The 20,094-nt window shown below is 53.4% G+C and carries 16 protein-coding genes and 6 pseudogenes; 13 read left to right on the top strand and 9 right to left on the bottom strand.

Annotated features, from left to right (window positions below):
- Nucleotides 1-25: 25 nt before the first annotated feature.
- From R5N89_RS14525 to R5N89_RS14495, 7 genes and pseudogenes are all read left to right on the top strand, one after another.
- Nucleotides 26-1,375 (top strand): annotated as a pseudogene (locus R5N89_RS14525) (OB-fold nucleic acid binding domain-containing protein); the annotation flags it as partial.
- Between the two features lie 92 nt (nucleotides 1,376-1,467).
- The gene (locus tag R5N89_RS14520; RefSeq protein ID WP_110570116.1) at nucleotides 1,468-2,292 is read left to right on the top strand and encodes an IS5 family transposase; all 825 of its coding nucleotides are present in this window, start codon (nucleotides 1,468-1,470) and stop codon (nucleotides 2,290-2,292) included.
- Between the two features lie 211 nt (nucleotides 2,293-2,503).
- Complete coding sequence (locus R5N89_RS14515; RefSeq protein WP_244192293.1) at nucleotides 2,504-3,316, top strand: IS110 family transposase; 813 nt, start codon at nucleotides 2,504-2,506, stop codon at nucleotides 3,314-3,316.
- 64 nt (nucleotides 3,317-3,380) lie between these two features.
- Nucleotides 3,381-3,740, top strand: coding sequence for an IS66-like element accessory protein TnpA (gene tnpA / locus R5N89_RS14510; protein WP_007400224.1), 360 nt, complete (start codon nucleotides 3,381-3,383; stop codon nucleotides 3,738-3,740).
- Nucleotides 3,737-4,084: an IS66 family insertion sequence element accessory protein TnpB gene (tnpB, locus tag R5N89_RS14505; protein ID WP_010510701.1), complete on the top strand. Its 348-nt coding sequence runs from the start codon at nucleotides 3,737-3,739 to the stop codon at nucleotides 4,082-4,084. Before tnpA (R5N89_RS14510) ends, tnpB (R5N89_RS14505) begins: the two co-directional genes overlap by 4 nt.
- 63 nt (nucleotides 4,085-4,147) lie before the next feature.
- A complete protein-coding gene (gene tnpC, locus R5N89_RS14500; protein WP_130732979.1) occupies nucleotides 4,148-5,758 on the top strand; it encodes an IS66 family transposase in 1,611 nt (536 codons plus the stop codon).
- Nucleotides 5,713-6,003, top strand: a complete 291-nt coding sequence (locus tag R5N89_RS14495) for a transposase (RefSeq protein WP_408887038.1) — start codon at nucleotides 5,713-5,715, stop codon at nucleotides 6,001-6,003. Before tnpC (R5N89_RS14500) ends, R5N89_RS14495 begins: the two co-directional genes overlap by 46 nt.
- A 199-nt stretch (nucleotides 6,004-6,202) precedes the next feature.
- Here the strand turns inward: R5N89_RS14495 and R5N89_RS14490 are convergent, their stop codons facing one another.
- The 6 genes and pseudogenes from R5N89_RS14490 to tnpA (R5N89_RS14465) form a co-directional block, all read right to left on the bottom strand.
- Nucleotides 6,203-7,093, bottom strand: coding sequence for an FRG domain-containing protein (locus R5N89_RS14490; protein ID WP_110570269.1), 891 nt, complete (start codon nucleotides 7,091-7,093; stop codon nucleotides 6,203-6,205).
- A 206-nt stretch (nucleotides 7,094-7,299) separates the two neighbouring features.
- Nucleotides 7,300-7,647 (bottom strand): annotated as a pseudogene (locus R5N89_RS14485) (IS481 family transposase); the annotation flags it as partial.
- Between the two features lie 69 nt (nucleotides 7,648-7,716).
- A pseudogene (locus tag R5N89_RS14480) lies at nucleotides 7,717-8,052 on the bottom strand (IS5 family transposase); the annotation flags it as partial.
- 345 nt (nucleotides 8,053-8,397) lie between these two features.
- On the bottom strand, nucleotides 8,398-10,008 hold the full coding sequence (tnpC, locus tag R5N89_RS14475) for an IS66 family transposase (RefSeq protein WP_130732979.1): 1,611 nt from the start codon (nucleotides 10,006-10,008) through the stop codon (nucleotides 8,398-8,400).
- A 63-nt stretch (nucleotides 10,009-10,071) separates the two neighbouring features.
- Nucleotides 10,072-10,419, bottom strand: a complete 348-nt coding sequence (tnpB, locus tag R5N89_RS14470; RefSeq protein ID WP_010510701.1) for an IS66 family insertion sequence element accessory protein TnpB — start codon at nucleotides 10,417-10,419, stop codon at nucleotides 10,072-10,074.
- Nucleotides 10,416-10,775, bottom strand: coding sequence for an IS66-like element accessory protein TnpA (tnpA, locus tag R5N89_RS14465; RefSeq protein ID WP_007400224.1), 360 nt, complete (start codon nucleotides 10,773-10,775; stop codon nucleotides 10,416-10,418). Before tnpA (R5N89_RS14465) ends, tnpB (R5N89_RS14470) begins: the two co-directional genes overlap by 4 nt.
- Nucleotides 10,776-10,888: 113 nt before the next feature.
- Between tnpA (R5N89_RS14465) and R5N89_RS14460 the strand changes: the two genes are divergently transcribed.
- A complete protein-coding gene (locus R5N89_RS14460; protein ID WP_110569784.1) occupies nucleotides 10,889-11,674 on the top strand; it encodes an IS5 family transposase in 786 nt (261 codons plus the stop codon).
- A gap of 170 nt (nucleotides 11,675-11,844) precedes the next feature.
- Here the strand turns inward: R5N89_RS14460 and R5N89_RS14455 are convergent, their stop codons facing one another.
- Nucleotides 11,845-13,860 (bottom strand): hypothetical protein, encoded by a 2,016-nt coding sequence (locus R5N89_RS14455; RefSeq protein ID WP_146220222.1) that lies wholly within the window; start codon nucleotides 13,858-13,860, stop codon nucleotides 11,845-11,847.
- 1,168 nt (nucleotides 13,861-15,028) lie between these two features.
- The gene (locus R5N89_RS14450) at nucleotides 15,029-15,268 is read right to left on the bottom strand and encodes a hypothetical protein (RefSeq protein WP_146220223.1); all 240 of its coding nucleotides are present in this window, start codon (nucleotides 15,266-15,268) and stop codon (nucleotides 15,029-15,031) included.
- 1,103 nt (nucleotides 15,269-16,371) lie between these two features.
- Here R5N89_RS14450 and R5N89_RS14445 point away from each other — a divergent pair.
- From R5N89_RS14445 to R5N89_RS14435, 3 genes and pseudogenes are all read left to right on the top strand, one after another.
- A pseudogene (locus tag R5N89_RS14445) lies at nucleotides 16,372-16,737 on the top strand (antitoxin Xre/MbcA/ParS toxin-binding domain-containing protein); the annotation flags it as partial.
- Between the two features lie 17 nt (nucleotides 16,738-16,754).
- Nucleotides 16,755-16,958: pseudogene (locus R5N89_RS14440) on the top strand (RES family NAD+ phosphorylase); the annotation flags it as partial.
- Between the two features lie 116 nt (nucleotides 16,959-17,074).
- The gene (locus R5N89_RS14435) at nucleotides 17,075-17,245 is read left to right on the top strand and encodes a hypothetical protein (protein WP_259369141.1); all 171 of its coding nucleotides are present in this window, start codon (nucleotides 17,075-17,077) and stop codon (nucleotides 17,243-17,245) included.
- A gap of 144 nt (nucleotides 17,246-17,389) precedes the next feature.
- Here the strand turns inward: R5N89_RS14435 and R5N89_RS14430 are convergent, their stop codons facing one another.
- The gene (locus tag R5N89_RS14430) at nucleotides 17,390-18,808 is read right to left on the bottom strand and encodes an alkaline phosphatase family protein (protein ID WP_007396762.1); all 1,419 of its coding nucleotides are present in this window, start codon (nucleotides 18,806-18,808) and stop codon (nucleotides 17,390-17,392) included.
- Between the two features lie 541 nt (nucleotides 18,809-19,349).
- Here R5N89_RS14430 and R5N89_RS14425 point away from each other — a divergent pair.
- Together R5N89_RS14425 and R5N89_RS14420 are read left to right on the top strand one after the other, a co-directional pair.
- Nucleotides 19,350-19,508 (top strand): annotated as a pseudogene (locus tag R5N89_RS14425) (hypothetical protein); the annotation flags it as partial.
- Between the two features lie 99 nt (nucleotides 19,509-19,607).
- Nucleotides 19,608-19,937: a heavy metal-binding domain-containing protein gene (locus R5N89_RS14420; RefSeq protein WP_133251178.1), complete on the top strand. Its 330-nt coding sequence runs from the start codon at nucleotides 19,608-19,610 to the stop codon at nucleotides 19,935-19,937.
- The last annotated feature ends 157 nt before the right edge of the window (nucleotides 19,938-20,094 follow it).

The following is a 20,094-nucleotide window of genomic DNA, read 5'->3' as shown; positions in this document are numbered from 1 at the left end:
TGATCTCTTGCACCATAAAGGCCGTCCACATAAGGGGGACATGGTGCATCCCTATCTGCGCCGGCGGGCCGGACAGGAAAAGGAAATCTACCCGACGCCGGAACTGGAAAAGGTGCTCAAGAAGACGCTGGGCATTCCGCTGTTCCAGGAACAGGTGATGCAGGTGGCCATGGTGTGTGCCGGGTTTTCGGCATCCGAGGCCGACCAGCTGCGCCGGGCCATGGCGACGTTCAAGAATACCGGCACGGTCTCGCGTTTCCGCACGCGGCTGATCGAAGGCATGACGGCGCGGGGTTATCCCGCGACCTTTGCAGAACGCATCTTCCAGCAGCTGGAGGGGTTTGGCAGTTACGGCTTTCCCGAAAGCCATGCCGCCAGCTTCGCCATTCTGGCCTATTCGTCATCGTGGATGAAATGCACCCATCCGGATGTGTTTCTGGCAGCACTCCTGAACAGCCAGCCCATGGGATTCTACGCACCGGCGCAGCTTGTACGCGATGCGCGCGAGCACGGGGTCGAGATCCGGCCGGTCTGCATCAACGCCTCGCGCTGGGACAGCACGCTCGAAGGCCCGGAGCGGGATGACGGGCTGTTTGCCGTCCGTCTGGGCATGAACCTGGTAAAAGGGCTGGCCAATGAGGAGGCCGCCCGCATCGTGGCGGCGCGGGGCGACCAGCCCTTTGCCTCGGTCGACGATCTGTGGCGCAGGGCAGGGGTGAAGGGGGCAGCCCTGACCCATCTGGCCGAGGCGGACGCCTTCCGGCCAGGGCTGGATCTGGCCCGGCGTGAGGCGCTTTGGGCGATCAAAGCACTACGTGACGAACCCCTGCCGCTGTTTGCGGCGGCTGCGGTTGTGCGTGAGGCGGAAGAACCCGACGTGCTGCTCCAGCCCATGCGGGACGGGGCCGAAGTCGCGCGCGATTACAACCGCACCGGCCTGACCCTGCGGGACCATCCCGTGGCGTTCCTGCGTGCCGATCTTATCGAGCGCGGAATGGTGACGTGCCGGCAGGCCTTTGAGGCAAGGGACAGGAGCAGCCTGTCGGTGGCTGGACTGGTGCTGGTCCGCCAGCGGCCCGGTTCAGCCGAGGGCGTGGTGTTCATGACGTTGGAGGACGAAACGGCAGCGATCAATGTCATCATATGGCCTGATATGTTCGAGCGCTTTCGTCGTGTGGTCCTGTCAGGCCAGATGCTGGGGGTTGTGGGACGGCTGCAGAAGGAAGGGGAGGTGGTGCATCTCGTGACGCGTGAAATTGTTGATCTCTCCCCTCTCCTGGCCGATGTGGGAAATCGGTCGTTGCACGCTTCCCCCGACCCTGAGCAGGGTCGCTTGCGAGAGAATATCGTGGTGAAGCCGCGGAATTTCCATTGAATGTTGTGTCAGAAGGATAATCCTTGTTTGTGACGTTCTTTTGCGTCTTAGAACCTGTTTGGAAAATCGATCTGATGTGTTTCAAGCTCTGGATGTGGACGCCAGAGCAGAGGGGCCGGATGGCTAGGATCACCCGCAAGACGAAACGCTACCCGTCTGACATGACAGACGAGGAATGGGAGCGGATCGCGCCGTTGATGCCAGGTCCTGGGCGTCGTGGCCGCCCACGAGAGGTCGAATTCCGTGAGGTGATCAATGCGGTGCGCTATCTCGTTCGTTCAGGCTGCGGTTGGCGGATGCTACCGATCCACTTCGGGCACTGGCGCACGGTCTATGGCTGGTTTCGTGAGTTGGCGCGACGGTTCCTGTTCCAGACCATCCATGATGTTGAACTGATGCTTGACCGGGAACAGGCAGGCCGCGAGGCCAGTCCGACAGCGGCGGTGATCGACAGCCAGAGCATCAAGGCACCTCATGCGAGGACAAGGGGTTACGATGCCGGCAAAAAAGTCGTCGGGCGCAAGCGGCATATCGCCGTCGACACGGACGGGCGCCTCCTGATGGTCAACCTCACTCCAGCCGACATCTCCGACAGTGCCGGTGCTCAGATGATCCTGGATGCGATCCGCAAGCGTTGGCCGTGGGTGAAGCATCTGTTCGCCGATGGCGCCTATGACCGCCTGAAGTTGATGGACAAGGCGACTTACATGGATTTCATCGTCGAAATTATCCGCCGCCGTGACGGAGCAAAGGGCTTTGAGGTGTTGCCGCGACGCTGGGTGGTCGAGAGGACCTTTGGCTGGATGACCCGCTGGCGCCGGCTCGTGCGTGATTACGAGCGCCGCGTCGACGTGTCACAGGCCATGATCTTCGTCGCCATGGGCGCCAATCTCATGCGCAGAAATGCTCATCCATGATTTTCCAAACAGGCTTGTCTTATGCATTCCGTGTCGCGGCGTGCGACAAAGGACTGATTTTTCCGGGGTGGCCACCCCGGAAAAATCAGGAAGGGGACGGGTCGGCAACAGGCAGACCGTAATGGGTCGTCTTGAGAGTATGACCACCCCTTCTTTTCCTTGTGCCCTGAACGGATACCCGAGGTTCGGCCTCGGATGACAAGCATAGGACATGGAAAAGATGACGCATCCAGTTGCGGCTTCCAAGGCCGAGTTGCCACCCGCATCGATCACAATTGGGATCGATGTATCCAAGGATCATCTCGACGCCGCCCGTCACCCCGGCGGTGATACCGTCCGTGTCGCCAACACCCGCAAGGGCCAGACCGCTCTTCTGCGCTGGATCGGCGACATCAAAGCCGTTGCCCGGGTGGTGTTCGAGCCAACCGGCCCCTATCACCGCACACTGGAGGAACGCCTGGCGGCCGTTGGTATCCCGCAGGTCAAGGTTAATCCACGACAGGCGCGGCGTTTCGCCGAAGCCACCGGCAAACTCGCGAAGACAGATCGCGTCGATGCGTTGATGCTGGCACGCTATGGTGCCCTGCTGGATCCGGTGGCGCGTCCAGTCCGCACGGATCTACAGAACCGTCTAGCCGAACTGATGGCTGCGCGCCGCAGTTTGATGCGAGACCGCACGGCAACGCTCAATCGTCTCAGGACCCTCACGATCGGCTTGCTGCAGCGCCACGCGCGTCATCGCCTGCGGCAGATCGAGGCGCAGGTCACATCCCTCGATGCGGCAACTGACGCGCTCGAGGCGGAAGATGCGCATCTGTCTCGACGCCGGGACGTGCTGGCCAGTATTCCGGGACTGGGAAGGGTCACGGCTCATGCGCTTCTGGCCGACATGCCCGAACTCGGCATGATGGAAGAAGGTCAGGCAGCTGCACTGGCCGGGCTGGCACCCATCACGCGCCAGTCCGGCACATGGCGAGGCCGCAGCTTCATCGTAACCGGCCGTTTGAGGCCGCCTTATGATTGAGGATTGTGACTGGTAACTTACCGTCGTTAACGACGTCGTTATTGACGTCATTTGAGAGGTAAGAATGACCCAGGAAATCCTGATTGGCGTTGAACGCCGCCGCCGCTGGTCGGATGAACGGAAGCTGGCGATACTGGCTGAAGTTGGTGTGGATGGAGCAAGTGTATCGGATGTGGCACGTCGACATGACCTGACCCGCCAACATCTTTACCAATGGCGGACGTCATTCCGTCAAAGACTATCTTCCCCAGATCAGTCTGTGGCGTTTGTTCCTGTTGCTTCAGTGACGACACCTGCTGTGGCATCTGGCGGTGATCCTGACGAACTGGCCATAGTGCTGCGCAATGGCCGTAGTATCAGGGTGACGGGACATCCTGCCGAAGATCTTCTGGCCCGGGTCATCCGGATTGCGGAGACGGCATGATTGGCGTGGGCAACGGCGTGCGTGTCTATCTGGCCTGCGGGGTGACCGATATGCGCAAGGGCATATCGGGTCTGGCAGCACTGGCACAGGACGTGCTGCGTCAGAACCCGACATCAGGGGCGCTCTTTGCCTTTCGTGGTCGCCGTGGGGACAGGATCAAGCTTCTGATGTGGGACGGTCAGGGGTTCTGTCTTTATTACAAGGTGCTTGAGAAGGGACGTTTTCCATGGCCGTCTCCGGCAGAGGGCGTTGCACGCCTGACGACAGCACAGATGGCCATGCTGTGGGAAGGCATGGAGTGGAGACGCCCTTCCTGGTCTGCACCACCGTCTCGCGTGGCCTGATTTTTATGGCGTGAGAGTGCAGAACATTTTGAATTTTCTTAGGTTTTCTGCTATTTTTTCATAATGACGTCTGCACCTGCGGTCCTGCCTGATGATCCGGATACCCTGAGGGAAATGATTGTTTCCCTGCAGACCGAAGTGGCTCGGCTTTCTGCGTCAGCCCGTGCGTATGAAGCTCTTGTCCAGTCTCTCAAAATCCGGATCGCACGTCTTCAGAAACAGAAATTCGGGGCCAGTTCAGAAAAGATAGACCGTGAGATTGAACAACTCGAACTGCTCCTTGAAGATGTAAAAATCGCCATCGCGGCAGCCGATCCTTCTCCTGATATCAGGGAGCATGATGTCAGCGATGATGCACTCTCTCCCCCACGGCAGCGTGGCAAACCAAAGGTTTCTGACACGACACCACGGGAGCGTATTGTTCTCGACCCAGGTGAGGCCTGTCCTGCCTGTGGCGGTCCCCTGCGTCTTGTAGGCGAAGATGTCACCGAAATACTGGACTTTATTGCGGCAAAACTGAAAGTTGTCGAAACGGCACGGCTGAAGAAATCCTGCCGTCACTGCGAAACACTGGTGCAGCCTGAAGCACCGTCGCGCCCTGTCCCACGGGGGATGGCTGGCACCGGGCTTTTAGCCCATATCCTGGTCTCGAAATTCGATGACCACATTCCGCTTTATCGTCAGAATGAGATCTTTGCCCGTCAGGGTGTGGACATTCCCCGTTCAACCCTGATCGACTGGTGTGGTCAGGCCGTTGCCGTTCTGCGTCCTCTGACAGATCTGATCCGTCAGGATGTCGTAAAGGCAGACCTGCTACATGCTGATGATACACCCATCCAGGTTCTTGACCCCCGTCTGCGTCAGGCTGGCAAACCCCGGGGCGTGAAGGAAGGGCGGATCTGGAGCTATCTGCGCGATCCCCGCCCATGGGGAGGGAGTGATCCGCCCGCCGTGGCCTACTGGTTCTCTCCCGATCGCAAGGGGATCAATCCCCAGACCCATCTGGCACAGTTCCGGGGCATTCTGCAGGCTGACGCCTACGCCGGGTTCAGGGATCTGTATAAACCAGACGCAACAGGAACCGTGCACGTGCGCGAAGCGGCCTGCTGGGCTCATCTCCGCCGGGCCTTCCATGATGTCTGGAAGGGCAGTGATTCGACAATCGCAAGGGAAGCACTTGAACAGATCGGAGAGCTCTACGATATCGAGCGCCAGATCACCGGACACCCGGCCCCGTATCGTCTGGCTGTCCGACAGGAACAAAGCCGCCCCCGTGTCACAGCATTCCACGCATGGTGCGAAACACAGCTTGCCCGTATCCCTGGAAAGGGGGAACTGGCAAAAGCGATCCGTTATGCGTTCAACCGGTGGAAGGCCTTTACCCTGTTCCTCGAAGATGGTCGTGTCGCCATCGACAACAATCCTGCCGAACGCGCCATACGGCCCGTATGCGTGGGGCGAAAAAATTATCTCTTTGCCGGATCCGACACCGGGGGCGACAACATCGCTGATGCCATGACGCTTATCGAAAGCGCAAAACTCTCCCGGCTTAATCCGCACGATTACCTCGCCGACGTCCTGGCCCGTATCAACGAGCACAAGATCAACCGGCTCCACGAACTGTTGCCATGGAACTGGAAACCCGTGAATACACTGCACAGACAGGCCGCATAATCAAGGCGGCCCAGAGCGGCCGGTTACGCTTCATCCAGGGTGGTCGTGCCACCGTAAGACAAGCTCTCTACATGCCGGCCATCGTCGCCATGCGGTTCAACCCAGACCTCAAGCGTGTTTACGATCGCCTTATCGCAAAGGGAAAATACGCCAAGATCGCCATTACCGCAATCATGCGAAAGCTCGTTGTCCTCGCAAACGCCCTGCTTCACAAAGATCGGCTTTGGACGCCAAAAGCCGCTTGACCACAACGGATACTCTTAGCAGCAGACACAAAACACGACAGCCTATATTTTTAATAGTGTAAGTCAGTTAAATCATAGTAAATTAGGCAACGTCGGCCCGTTGCGCAATGTCTGATTTAGAATAAACTTATCCGATGTCACCGCCATTGTTTTCAGTGGCATGTTCGGTAGTTCGCAATCAGTTTTATACGAACAAGCTCTATTCAGCAGGACGCCGCAGCAGCTTCGTCGCCGCATTGCTAGACGATAATGTTCCCGTGATGTAACGTGCGGCACGTTCAATGTCCGGAAACATAGTCTTCTCATTTATACCCAGCTTATCAAGTTCATTGAGAATATTTCTCTTAGCATCGGCAGGGATGACGATGTGATTCACTCTAATCCGGTCGCCAGATCTTGATCCAATTTCGTCTTTTAAGCCGAATGCAAAAAAAGCTCCAGCCTGCGCCAGAATGCGTTTATTGTTCTGCTTGGGCTTTACTAGGATAATCGAATCCAGATCGGCAGGGTTGATCTCCCCCAGGAAGCCATTCTTTTCCTGCCTGATGAAATGAAGCAGTCTTTTGATAGATGTGCTATTATTGAACTTTTCCAAGTCTAAATTAGTGTCTATTTCGTTTTTATAATTCCACGAGAGACGTGCTAGATTTGTGATACAACTCACAGTATCGCTGTCGAAGTATCGCACCCGTTGCTTAGGGACGCTAAGCACGACGACGTGCCCGTCCATATTCCTCCTACTTTTCTCGCCTAGGACAGGTATAATCTGCTTGACCTTCTCGCACGCGAAATAGAGCGCCACCAGTGGATTCATCGTCACATCAAGCAACCGCGTAGGTAGAGAGAAGTGCTGCATCCGTACTAACATCTCCAACGCGCTTGTATCTCGGTCGAAATCCTCGGGATGAGCAGCGATAAGTTCACGCAAAAGGATATGCTCATTTTTGCATGTGGCTGTCTTGCGAAAAATGGACGGGGTCAATCTGAAATCGGTACTGCCATGGCCGCGATAGGTCACGACCGCGTTTTTAGTAACTTTTCGGTTCAGGATGATCCCGACGAAATCTGTAACTGATTTAATAGGATTCATGTCCTTCCTCTGCGATATCTACAATAGTAGCTTGTGACCGATCACATAACCATACACGACGGGCATGCGTAAAATGCTGGGACCGCGCATCATTAATTGCGCCGAGACGACATGACGATCGAGCACGGTTGACGAAAATGATCCAATTCAGCACATGGCGGTCATCCATTAGGGGACGACCATGGCTCTTGAGATGGAATGGCTGCGTCAGGCAGACGTGACATCCCATGACGCCGAAAACAGCGATGCAGGGCTGAGCGTGTCAGATGCGGAATGGTGGCCTGCAACGCATAAAGACAATCGTCCAGCGGCAGTAAAGTATGTCGCCGGAAAGCTACGACCATCGCTTCGTCCGTCTCGGACAGAACCGTTGAGCGCGGCTTTTGGTGACCGGTCTTCTGATCCTCGACAGTCGGATGATTCCGCCATTTCGCCACCGTTTTTGGATTGATCCCAAACTTCTCGCTCAGCGCCGAGAGCGAAGCCTGCGATCGCTGTATTGCTGCTCGCACCGCGTGCGTGGTCGTGGCGCTGCCATGACGTATCTGTCCCATAATGCTTCCTTCCACTCGCGTGAAAATACCACACCATCAAACCCTGGGACTAAACACCTAGCGCCTGGTCCTTGCTCCCCCTTTTCCGTTTGCAGCCTGCAGATGGACGCGAACGATCGCTGAATCGAACATCAGATACTGATTGTTCCGATCAGTCGTCCGCATCTCGAAAATCCTGTCCCATACCCCGGCATGATTCCATCTGCTGAAGCGACGATGCACCGTCTTCCATTTGCCATACCGCTCAGGCAGATCCTTCCAATGCACTCCAGAGCGTAAAATCCAGAGGCAGCCGTGCACGAACAGGCGGTTATCCGTCTCACAGCAGCCTGCATCCCCACCCTTGCCTGGGCGCAGAGGCGCAATCCGTTGCCATTGTGCTTCACTCAACTCGTACCGCTTGATTTTTATCTCACACTCCGTGCCCTGACACGGTGATCTATGAAACATCCGTTCCGCAAAAAGAAAATCCTGAATGTCGATCGGTCCTAATGTCTGGATAGCTGCAGCCAACATGTTGCTATCCTCTATACGTAATACATGGTCGATGAAGCCAGTTCCGAACTACACGTCGCGAGTTTCGAAGATTCCAATGGCTACGCATCACTTAGTGTCTGACCGAAAATGAGTTGAGTGATTTCGGCGGGTTATGATTCATGGGTTTGCGAGAACCTGATGAGATCAAGATGGCCTGGACTGAAATCACCCGCGCGCAGTATCAAAGTAACCGGCCGCTCTGGGCCGCCTTGATTATGCGGCCTGTCTGTGCAGTGTATTCACGGGTTTCCAGTTCCATGGCAACAGTTCGTGGAGCCGGTTGATCTTGTGCTCGTTGATACGGGCCAGGACGTCGGCGAGGTAATCGTGCGGATTAAGCCGGGAGAGTTTTGCGCTTTCGATAAGCGTCATGGCATCAGCGATGTTGTCGCCCCCGGTGTCGGATCCGGCAAAGAGATAATTTTTTCGCCCCACGCATACGGGCCGTATGGCGCGTTCGGCAGGATTGTTGTCGATGGCGACACGACCATCTTCGAGGAACAGGGTAAAGGCCTTCCACCGGTTGAACGCATAACGGATCGCTTTTGCCAGTTCCCCCTTTCCAGGGATACGGGCAAGCTGTGTTTCGCACCATGCGTGGAATGCTGTGACACGGGGGCGGCTTTGTTCCTGTCGGACAGCCAGACGATACGGGGCCGGGTGTCCGGTGATCTGGCGCTCGATATCGTAGAGCTCTCCGATCTGTTCAAGTGCTTCCCTTGCGATTGTCGAATCACTGCCCTTCCAGACATCATGGAAGGCCCGGCGGAGATGAGCCCAGCAGGCCGCTTCGCGCACGTGCACGGTTCCTGTTGCGTCTGGTTTATACAGATCCCTGAACCCGGCGTAGGCGTCAGCCTGCAGAATGCCCCGGAACTGTGCCAGATGGGTCTGGGGATTGATCCCCTTGCGATCGGGAGAGAACCAGTAGGCCACGGCGGGCGGATCACTCCCTCCCCATGGGCGGGGATCGCGCAGATAGCTCCAGATCCGCCCTTCCTTCACGCCCCGGGGTTTGCCAGCCTGACGCAGACGGGGGTCAAGAACCTGGATGGGTGTATCATCAGCATGTAGCAGGTCTGCCTTTACGACATCCTGACGGATCAGATCTGTCAGAGGACGCAGAACGGCAACGGCCTGACCACACCAGTCGATCAGGGTTGAACGGGGAATGTCCACACCCTGACGGGCAAAGATCTCATTCTGACGATAAAGCGGAATGTGGTCATCGAATTTCGAGACCAGGATATGGGCTAAAAGCCCGGTGCCAGCCATCCCCCGTGGGACAGGGCGCGACGGTGCTTCAGGCTGCACCAGTGTTTCGCAGTGACGGCAGGATTTCTTCAGCCGTGCCGTTTCGACAACTTTCAGTTTTGCCGCAATAAAGTCCAGTATTTCGGTGACATCTTCGCCTACAAGACGCAGGGGACCGCCACAGGCAGGACAGGCCTCACCTGGGTCGAGAACAATACGCTCCCGTGGTGTCGTGTCAGAAACCTTTGGTTTGCCACGCTGCCGTGGGGGAGAGAGTGCATCATCGCTGACATCATGCTCCCTGATATCAGGAGAAGGATCGGCTGCCGCGATGGCGATTTTTACATCTTCAAGGAGCAGTTCGAGTTGTTCAATCTCACGGTCTATCTTTTCTGAACTGGCCCCGAATTTCTGTTTCTGAAGACGTGCGATCCGGATTTTGAGAGACTGGACAAGAGCTTCATACGCACGGGCTGACGCAGAAAGCCGAGCCACTTCGGTCTGCAGGGAAACAATCATTTCCCTCAGGGTATCCGGATCATCAGGCAGGACCGCAGGTGCAGACGTCATTATGAAAAAATAGCAGAAAACCTAAGAAAATTCAAAATGTTCTGCACTCTCACGCCATAAAAATCAGGCCACGCGAGACGGTGGTGCAGACCAGGAAGGGCGTCTCCACTCCATGCCTTCCCACAGCATGGCCATCTGTGCTGTCGTCAGGCGTGCAACGCCCTCTGCCGGAGACGGCCATGGAAAACGTCCCTTCTCAAGCACCTTGTAATAAAGACAGAACCCCTGACCGTCCCACATCAGAAGCTTGATCCTGTCCCCACGGCGACCACGAAAGGCAAAGAGCGCCCCTGATGTCGGGTTCTGACGCAGCACGTCCTGTGCCAGTGCTGCCAGACCCGATATGCCCTTGCGCATATCGGTCACCCCGCAGGCCAGATAGACACGCACGCCGTTGCCCACGCCAATCATGCCGTCTCCGCAATCCGGATGACCCGGGCCAGAAGATCTTCGGCAGGATGTCCCGTCACCCTGATACTACGGCCATTGCGCAGCACTATGGCCAGTTCGTCAGGATCACCGCCAGATGCCACAGCAGGTGTCGTCACTGAAGCAACAGGAACAAACGCCACAGACTGATCTGGGGAAGATAGTCTTTGACGGAATGACGTCCGCCATTGGTAAAGATGTTGGCGGGTCAGGTCATGTCGACGTGCCACATCCGATACACTTGCTCCATCCACACCAACTTCAGCCAGTATCGCCAGCTTCCGTTCATCCGACCAGCGGCGGCGGCGTTCAACGCCAATCAGGATTTCCTGGGTCATTCTTACCTCTCAAATGACGTCAATAACGACGTCGTTAACGACGGTAAGTTACCAGTCACAATCCTCAATCATAAGGCGGCCTCAAACGGCCGGTTACGTATCAAAGGGACGACCTGGAATATGCAAGCGACCTTCGCGATGCGGAGTGGGCGCTGATTGCGCCTCTGATGCCCGAGAGGAAACGACTGGGGAGACCACGACGTACGGATTTGCGCCGGGTCATGGAGGCGATCCTCCATATCGTCACTACGGGCTGCCAGAGGCAACAATTGCCTCGTAACTTTCCCGCTTTCACGACAGTGCAGGGCTATTTCTACCGTTGGATCCGCGAGGGACGATGGGAAGCGATGAACCATATTCTCGTGATCCTGTCGCGTGGGCAGGACGGGCGGGACGCCACGCCTTCGGTAGGTATTATTGACCGCCAGTCGGTTAAAACTGCTGAAAACGGCGGTCCACGCGGTTATGACGCGGGTAAGAAAATCAGGGGCCGCAAGCGGCACATCACGACCGGTACGCAGGGTCATGTCGTGGCAGCCGTCGTGCATCCCGCCGACATTCAGGATCGTGACGGTGCGCCGCTGGTAGCGACCAGGATACGCTCATTATTTCCCTGGCTTCGCCACCTGATCGGTGACGGCGGGTATGCTGGCGAGAAGTTGCGTAACGCGCTGGCTGAACTCGGCCGATGGACGATCGAAATCGTCAGGCGTAGCGATCGGACCAAAGGCTTCGTCGTCCTGCCCAAACGCTGGATCGTGGAGCGCAGCTTTGCATGGCCCGGACGCTGCCGTCGCCTCACGAAGGATGTCGAGGCAACACCCTCGTCATCCTGCGCGTGGTTGATGATCGCCCATATCCGCAGAGTTCTGCGGAAAGTCAATCAAACCGCTTTCTGATTCAGGCTCTTAGACCACCAACGATCTGTTTAGCAGCCTCATTTCGATATTACCCACTATTCCTCGCCGAGAAAGGCAAGGTAGTCCGTAAGACCGAGGTATTTTTATTTCATATAGAGGCCGGAATATTAAATTAGTTTTATCGCCACATATTGACTTAGTTTTTACAATTAATCACGCTGAATTATGTTACTTAAATAAGCAGAAAAAATCAATATTATCACCCATCCAGAAAGAATCTCCGACCACCCAAGCCAACGCAAAAATACACCACACCAAAAGGTCTCTCCCGTTGTATTACTTGTTAACGGAGACCAGTCACCGTCTTGGCCAAGATCTACTACGGGTAGAAGAAGGTCAAGTGAATACCAAAAAGGTTGGAAACTAGTGTATTCAGGAGGAAGACAACCGGGTTCATTCCACGTATGTTTTTTGATTGGTCCCATACGCGGATCTACGGAACGATCTGTTCCAAAGTCACCCGGTGGCCCACATCGATCACCATCTTTAAGGATCAACTGCGCATTTGTAGGAGCGAAGTATCCATTTGAATATCCATTTTGATAACATAATGAACAGATGACAACTATGCTAATTGATACGAAGACGACTCGCAGTGGCTTATATCCGTATCCAATCAAAATATCCAATAAATGTTCATAAGATACATTTATTATTCTATATATCTTGCGAAATAAATGCTGAAATATCTGTAATACGGCGTCGTAAATTCCATGAGGCTCTCTCCACGCATCATTGGAAACTGTCTTACGTAACAGCCTCTTCTTCTCGATCGCCACGGCTTTTAGTTCCTCAGACTGCCCATCATCGCGGAGAACTTTTATTAGGAATTCCCACGGTTGAGACCGAAATCCATCATGACTATCATCACGATGAAGTTGCGTTTTCAGCCATTTAATTCGAAGAGCAGCATCATATGATCCATCGATATAGTCATACGTAAAACCATCAAGTTTATTTTGTCCTCCAGACCAGCACTCAGGAAGATCTTTTTTATCTTTTTCGTTACTATCTCTAAGAGTGGTTACATGAGTTGACGTAAGATCAATATCACCCATGCAATAACAATACTCGTTTTTTATTTTTTTTTCATTGGATGTAGATGTTTTACATAACATAAATATACCTTTAATATTGGCGCTCCGCAAATTCAGCGCAATACTTTCCGCGCTATTGTCAGATTTACTAAATATTCCTCCGTAACATTCGAAATTTCCCCCAATTATAGCGCCATAAAACCGCACCTCTCCTTTTGCATTAAATTTTTCGTTTAAAAAGACGTCACCATTTACTTTTATCCCGTCTGCAGTTAGAGAAGGGTTATCAATATTTAAAAAATTACCTCCGTTGCATTGGAAGTTACTTCCAATGCTAGCCCCTAGAAAGCGCACCTCGCCAGTCGCATCAAAACCATTGAGCAGATTTACGGTTCCTTCTACGACTATACGGTCCGCATAAATCGCGTAACCGTAAGAATTATGAAATTTTCCATTCGAACAAGTAAATGTACCTTTGACGTTCCCACTTTGGAAAACAACCCTTCCTGATGCTATAAATCCGTCATTTAGAAAAACACTACCGTTTACGCGGATAAGCGCGGCATTAAGAGCATCCCCACCAGGGGCGGTAAAATATCCCCTGTGACAGTCAAAATTGCCACCAATTATAGCATTGACAAAGCTGACAGTGCCGTGTGCTTCAAATCCCTCTCCTAGTAAAACATTTCCGGATATTTTCATTCGGTCAGCATTAATGCAAGGAACACGGCTACCGTTAAGATTTAATCCTGTAAAACTGGAGCCTGTAGTAAGAACCTTTTCATGAAAGTAGCATCGGACTAAACGAATATTTGTTGATCCAATACAATTTGTTAAATCGAGTTGACCGCTAATCCACGCTCCCTCAAGGAACACGCCACATTGATGTGCCGGATATAATATATCACCACCGAGGATTAAAAAACGGATAATAGACGCACGAATCACATTACCATCGCTACCCTCGTTCTCCCTCGGGCATGTCTCTGCAACACTATATCGTTTTCCGTGCACGCACGCATTGATTAAAGCCATTTCAACTCTATTTGGCTTTGGACTAAAATCCCCTAACCATTGTCCAAATGGGACATCGTTTGGCCTCCACGTGAATAGTTTTCTTATCATCATATTTTTATTACCTGTCGTTTTGAAATAATGTCTATTTTAACAATCATGTCGGCGCTCCACAACCTCGCTCAAGAACCTCTTATGTTATTATATTTATATACGTAATTTATATTTTCTACGACTAACGTTTGAAGCGTAGTGGGGTATAAATGGCACTTATCAAATACCAAATGGCGTAGACGCTGAATCGTGTGTAAAGTAACGATTGGCGTCGGTTTTAATTCTCTTGATTTTATTAGGCTTTGACCGATGACTGCACCGGTAAAGCCCCGAGAGGACTCTGTTGATCCCCTGACCTGAGGTGGCTTGCGGCACGCCGCTGGAATGTAAACCCTGCATACCGGTTTTTGGCCCTCGCAGCGATCTGTGACGTGGCCAGCCTGATGGATGCGGCTGGCGTGGATAGTATAAACCGCCAGACATTGCATGACTAGGTTGCGCTGACAAAAGACCGATTGGTCTGGAGAAAGATCTGTTTCACTGGTTGCTTTGGCAAAGCAGCGTAGTGTAACAGATGTGGTACAAGACGATCTACCGGATTAGGAATGGACAATAATTGGTCCGCATTCTTCTGCCTGAATGCGGGCGTTGGGCTCGACCAGCCTGAGACAACCGCCTGTTCCTGAATTGCATTCTGCGTGTCCCGCGCATTGGATGCCCCCGACGGGACATGCACGAACTCTACGGCAAGTGGAACTCCTTGTATGTCCGGTTTCGCCGTTAGGCCGAACAGCGGGAAGGATGGGACGCCCTACTGCAAACCTTGGTGGATCTGGACCTGACCGACGACCGGCAGCATATGCTCGACAGCACCGTTGTCCGCGCCAGTTCGCAGGCCGCAGGAGCAAAAGGGCGCTTATCCGGAAGGTTGTGGTCGATCACGCGGTGGCTTTACGAGCAAGATTCATGCCTAATGTTACGATGAGGAACGTCCGCTCAACTCTGATCTCATAGGGGAGCAGGTCTCAGACTGTAAAGCCAAATGTGCCCTGGTGAAACTGCCGACTTCAAATCCCAGGGCCATGCTGGCTGATCGGGGTATGACAAGCGACAGTTTCCGTCGGGATCTGCTACTGCACGGTATTTTTCTGGTCATTCCATCACGCAAAGGCCGAAGTGCATCGCAGAAAACAGACTGGCGAAGGATTGCATCCTGTCATACCGCATTTTATTCTAAAATTTTTACCTGACCCGTAGAATTTACTGAAAGACGCACATTCGCGTTTTTTAGAGCGCCCTTTACAAAGTTTTCGTCAGCTTCATATAATGAATACGAACCAGATTGTTGACCATTGTTTAATTCAGCAACATATTTCCCTGCATCAATTGTTCCGGCAGGAGACTTATCGGAAAGATATATTTCTATTGATTCCGGGACGATGAGATTAATTGAGTAGACATTCATCATATGTTCTCCTTTTTTACAATTTCACTCTTTATGTCTATCTAGCGTTATGTTTTTTTACCATCATCATTTTGGCAAGTCTGCCATTATCTAGCACTACTTAGACAGGAAAACAGAGCCGTTGGTGCTATCACTCCATCTGCTCCTGCTTGATATTTCGACGGTATATCTGGCACGTCTGAGACAAGTTGGCGTTCCAATGGAACAACAGGGCTCCAAAACCACGCCGGAGATCGGTATCGACGAGATCGACCACCGCTGTGCCGCAGGTATCGGCTTCGGCTACGGTGGATGCAGGCTACTAGGTGCTGAGTGGGGGGAGCCTGCAGCCAGGCAGTGGCGGTTACCGCGCGTCACTCCAGCCAACAGGATCCGATGTCTCCAAGCGAGAAATACGGGTCATTCCGCGTTCATCCGTTATTGCAGCAGCTGCCGGTTTATGCCTATAAGCTGCCGGAAACTGTTACACTGCGCGGGGTCAACTGGCGTCGTCGAACTATGCATGGTTTAGCAGCCCGCTTTGCAGCCATGCGGATCCGCATGGCAAAGGGTCCGTCTAGCGTATCTGTGACCAGACAAACCAGCATATGCTTGGGATGGAAGTTTAACTGATTGGCGAGTACTGCTCCATTGCAGAAGAGAGAGATTACCTGTCCGATCCACCTGCCGATTCATTGCTCAGGTTTTTTGCTGCCCCAATCAAGGCCCGATGGCCTAACGAACAAACGTATCATTAACTCAAAAAGGTATTAAGCCTCGATCACTTTGAGCGGGCGATCGTGTGCAGGCTTGCACCGATATGGCATATCCTATGGAGGTCTTCGATTGCATAGCTCTCAGTGCGTTCCGCCAAAAAAAAGCATTAGACCAGCAGCCTACAAGTTGTCAGTTTGTTGGCATAACAAATATTATGGGATTTACAAGTTTGATTGTTCGGGAAGGCAACCAATGATACTTGCGATTAGCGGACAGCAAGATACCCCGTCTCGCCGCGTGACAAGGTAATCATGCCAAAACGCATGGGCATACCCAATTGGAATCCTTGTCATGGACAGACCGCCTCATATATAATCCCATTCTATGGTCAATATATGAGGCAACCTGTCATGTCCGAAACCACGTTTCTCTACTGACGCCTACGATCCGTCCGGACTGATCGCGGCCGAACGGCTGAGTAGCATGCTGCATATCACTCGTGGCGAACTGGCTGCCACCCTGGGCCTGTCCCGCGACGCCGTCTCCAAAAGTGCCCACCTCGGCCGCCCCGCCACCCAGGCGAGGCTGCGCGACATGGTCGAGATCCTCAATCGTGTCCGGCCATGGGCGGGCTCAGCCCAACAGGCTTTTGCATGGTATCGGTCACAGCCCCTGCCCTCCTTCGGTGATCAGACTGCCGAGGCGCTCGTTCGGGAAAGATACGCCGACGCCGTCCGGCGCGCTATCTCGATCGGATTGCAACCGGCGGTTACGCGCGAGGTTTACCGGACGGGTGTTCCGGGCTCATAATCCCCGCTGGTCTTTCACCCCACTGTCAGGCGACGGTGCGGCGCTTCATGGAGGCCGGTTCAACCTGGACGGCACACCTACCCTTTACACATCTCTGCGGATGGAGACTGCCTGGCTCGAGGCCCAGCAAGGCTTCCCGTTCAAGCCTCAGCCCTTGACCATCTGTGGCTATGACGTCGATAGCGAACCCGTCCTCGATCTGACCGACCCGTCCAATCTTGATAATCTCGGTTTCTCCTCCCCTGCCCCTGGGAAGATCTTGCCGATCAGGGCAAGATGCCGCCCTCGTGGGAACTCGCAAAAATGCTCACAGCCAATGGTGTGGCTGGCATCATCGTCCCGAGTTTTGCCCCCGGAGCAATGGAAAATGACAGGAAGCTGGTCTTCTGGCAGTGGTCAGACAGTCTACCCTCCCGCGTAACCGTCATCGACGATGAAAAGCGTTTGCCAGCAACCGCAACGTCATGGTTGTAAACCGAGAATAAATGAAGGACTTGCGACGATATTAGTCGGTTAAAAGTCCCAACGGAAGCCATTGGGACCATTACGTCACGTCGACCACCAACCATAACAACGGGCGCCCCTCTTTTTGAGGAGCGACAAACAACCAAGCGGCAATTATGCATTCCGTCCTGTAAATGCGTTCATATGAGCCTGAATTTCGAGAGATGCCTCTCCAACGGTCGACGGGTACGTTTGAGCAGTAGTCATCGCCGCGACGCGCTTGTTGTGAAGCGCGAGATCAGCGCCAGCGGTTGGCAATTGTCTAGCTGCCTGCGCCAGACTGATCTGAAGGCTGTTTAAAGGCTCTTTGACGGCATCAATCGAATCACGCATCGAATAAGACGTTGAAGCCTGAACGCTGCTTGGACCTTGATTGTCAGGTGTTTTAAGAAGCTCATCAAGAAAGTCCGGCGCTGCCTGGTCACGTTTGGTTAGAGAACGAATACCAAATAGTTTTCTAAGTGTCGCTATTATTGTCGTATGATCGTAAGGGGTATTGCCTTGTGGCCTGAATACGTGACCCGGCTTTACATATGGTGAGATGATTATTGCAGGGACACGGACACCGAAGTAATCAAAATTAAAACCATCTTGATGTTTATCGTCGGGTGATACTGCTGCTGGTGGAGTCACATGATCATAACATCCTCCGTGTTCATCGTAGGTAATGATTAAAAGTGTCTTATCCCATAAGGGACCATTGCGAACCGCATTATAGACCGATGCAATGAGTTCCTCCCCGTATACGACATCGTGCGCCGGATGCTGGTCATTGGGCATCTTTCTCAAAATGGGGTGAGCAAAATATCGCGGCTCGATGAAACTATACGCGGGTAAAGTCCCTTTTCTCGCATCATTCTCAAACTCCTCAAAATATTTGAAATTCGAGAGCGAGAATTCCCAAAGAGAGGACAAAGTCGTCGATTGCGCAAAGTCATGAAAATATATTTTCCAATCCTTATGAACCTCCCTTAATCTGTTGAATACGGTGGGCATTTCAAACGGGAGCTTGTCCGGATAGTTATTGACCCATCCACCAGACGTGCCCGTATGCGCAAAGATACGGTTTGGCCATGTCTGACATGGCGCAGATGCATGCCAACGGTCTGAAATGCCGAATTCCCGACCCAGCGTCGTCAATACAGGTAGCTGATCGGGGGTGAAGAAATGCATGACTGACTCAGGACTACGCGAACCCGGGCGATCAGGCTGGGCCATATAATTATCTACGAATCCTGACATGTCTGGTAATTTCGAAGCCAAGCTGCCCTTTTCCTGGCGTCCATGAATCTGTTCGTAAATGTCTTTAAATGATTCACCGGGATCAGGATCTGGAATGCGCACCACCTGACGGTCGGTTCCGTCCGTAGTCCACACGGCTATCGATTCGACGGAGCCGTCCGGATGATGCCAGGGATTAGTCTCCGTTCCCGTTAGTCGGTCGATCGGATCGGTGGACGATGGCGACTGTCCAAACATACTATCGAATGACCGATTTTCTAGCATTAATACAACTACGTGCTCAATACCCATTGATTTCCACTCCTTTTATTTTTTACACCATTTAATAAGTCATATATCAGAAAGTTATTTTCTTTTATCTTGTAAATCATACAAATCTCCCGGACCCGAAACCCACGTCTCAGTCATTGATCAAGTCCCAGTTCCCAATGATCACGGGCTGACTGCCCCGCCCAACAGAATGCCAAAAGCCCCCGAATATTGTTACAGTACCAGCTATACTCATACACTAGTTTGTGGGAACTCCGCTAATCCCCTTTTTTAAACGGGTGACACAAGAGAATGTAGAGAACAAGCCTGCAGTTTCTGTACAGACACTAGCTCGGCATATCCGCGTTGCCCTTCTCCCAACAGTATATCCCGCGTGGCGACGCCACGTAACCCCTGATGGTTAGAGACAGAGATCCAGTCGCAGAAACTGGCCATGACCAAATCGGGTCCCACACCGATGACGCCTCCTTGAGGCACGTTTTCATATCCAATCAATAGGGTAACGGCTTCAGACCCTTTACTCTTCCTTCGGCTCGACTGCGGATGTACCATGACATTCTAAATGTCTGACCGAGACGCCTCTTCTTCCTCGTCTTCACCCGTTGCGTCCATCGGGAGAGACCGCATGTCAGGAAAACAGCAGATGGACGGTCAGCATACGTCCACATCTGGTGCCGTTTGGAGCTGTCCGATGCATCCGGACATCAGGGAAGCGCATCCCGGCAAATGCCCGATATGCGGTATGACACTTCAGCCGATGAGCAGCCCCGATACTATGGAACCAAAGAAGGGAATGGGCCACGACCAGGCGATTCATGATATGGCCTGCCATGATCAGAACCGCCATGCGCCCCAGACCGCTGCCTGGCCGCCTACTGGTGGCCACACGATCTGGACATGCCCCATGCGTCCGCAGATCCGGCAGGACCATCCTGGAAACTGCGCGCTTTGCGGCATTGCGCTGGAGGCGGAGGAACCGACCGAACAGCCTGACGACAATTCGGAGCTGAAGGACTTCACGCACCGCCTGATCGTGGCCCCCGCTCTTGCCATCCCACTCACGGTCGTCACCAATGCGCTTAGGCTCGGCGCCCTACGGACCCGCACCATGCTGGTTCCATATAGTTGGTCCGCTATCTCCCTCATCTAAGACGCGCCGCCGCCCGTCTAACCTGCTCGGGAGCGGACGTTCGTGGTCTTAGTCCATCGCATCTCTTCCGACGAAACCTTCGATCCAGCGTCTCGTCAGGTAGACCATGAAGCTTTGCACGAGTTCCGCACGCGTGGGCGCGTGGCATATGTCAGGC

Source organism: Komagataeibacter sucrofermentans DSM 15973, from assembly GCF_040581405.1.
In the GTDB taxonomy this organism is placed as follows: Bacteria; Pseudomonadota; Alphaproteobacteria; order Acetobacterales; family Acetobacteraceae; genus Komagataeibacter; species Komagataeibacter sucrofermentans.
This window is presented reverse-complemented; position numbering and strand designations above follow the sequence as displayed.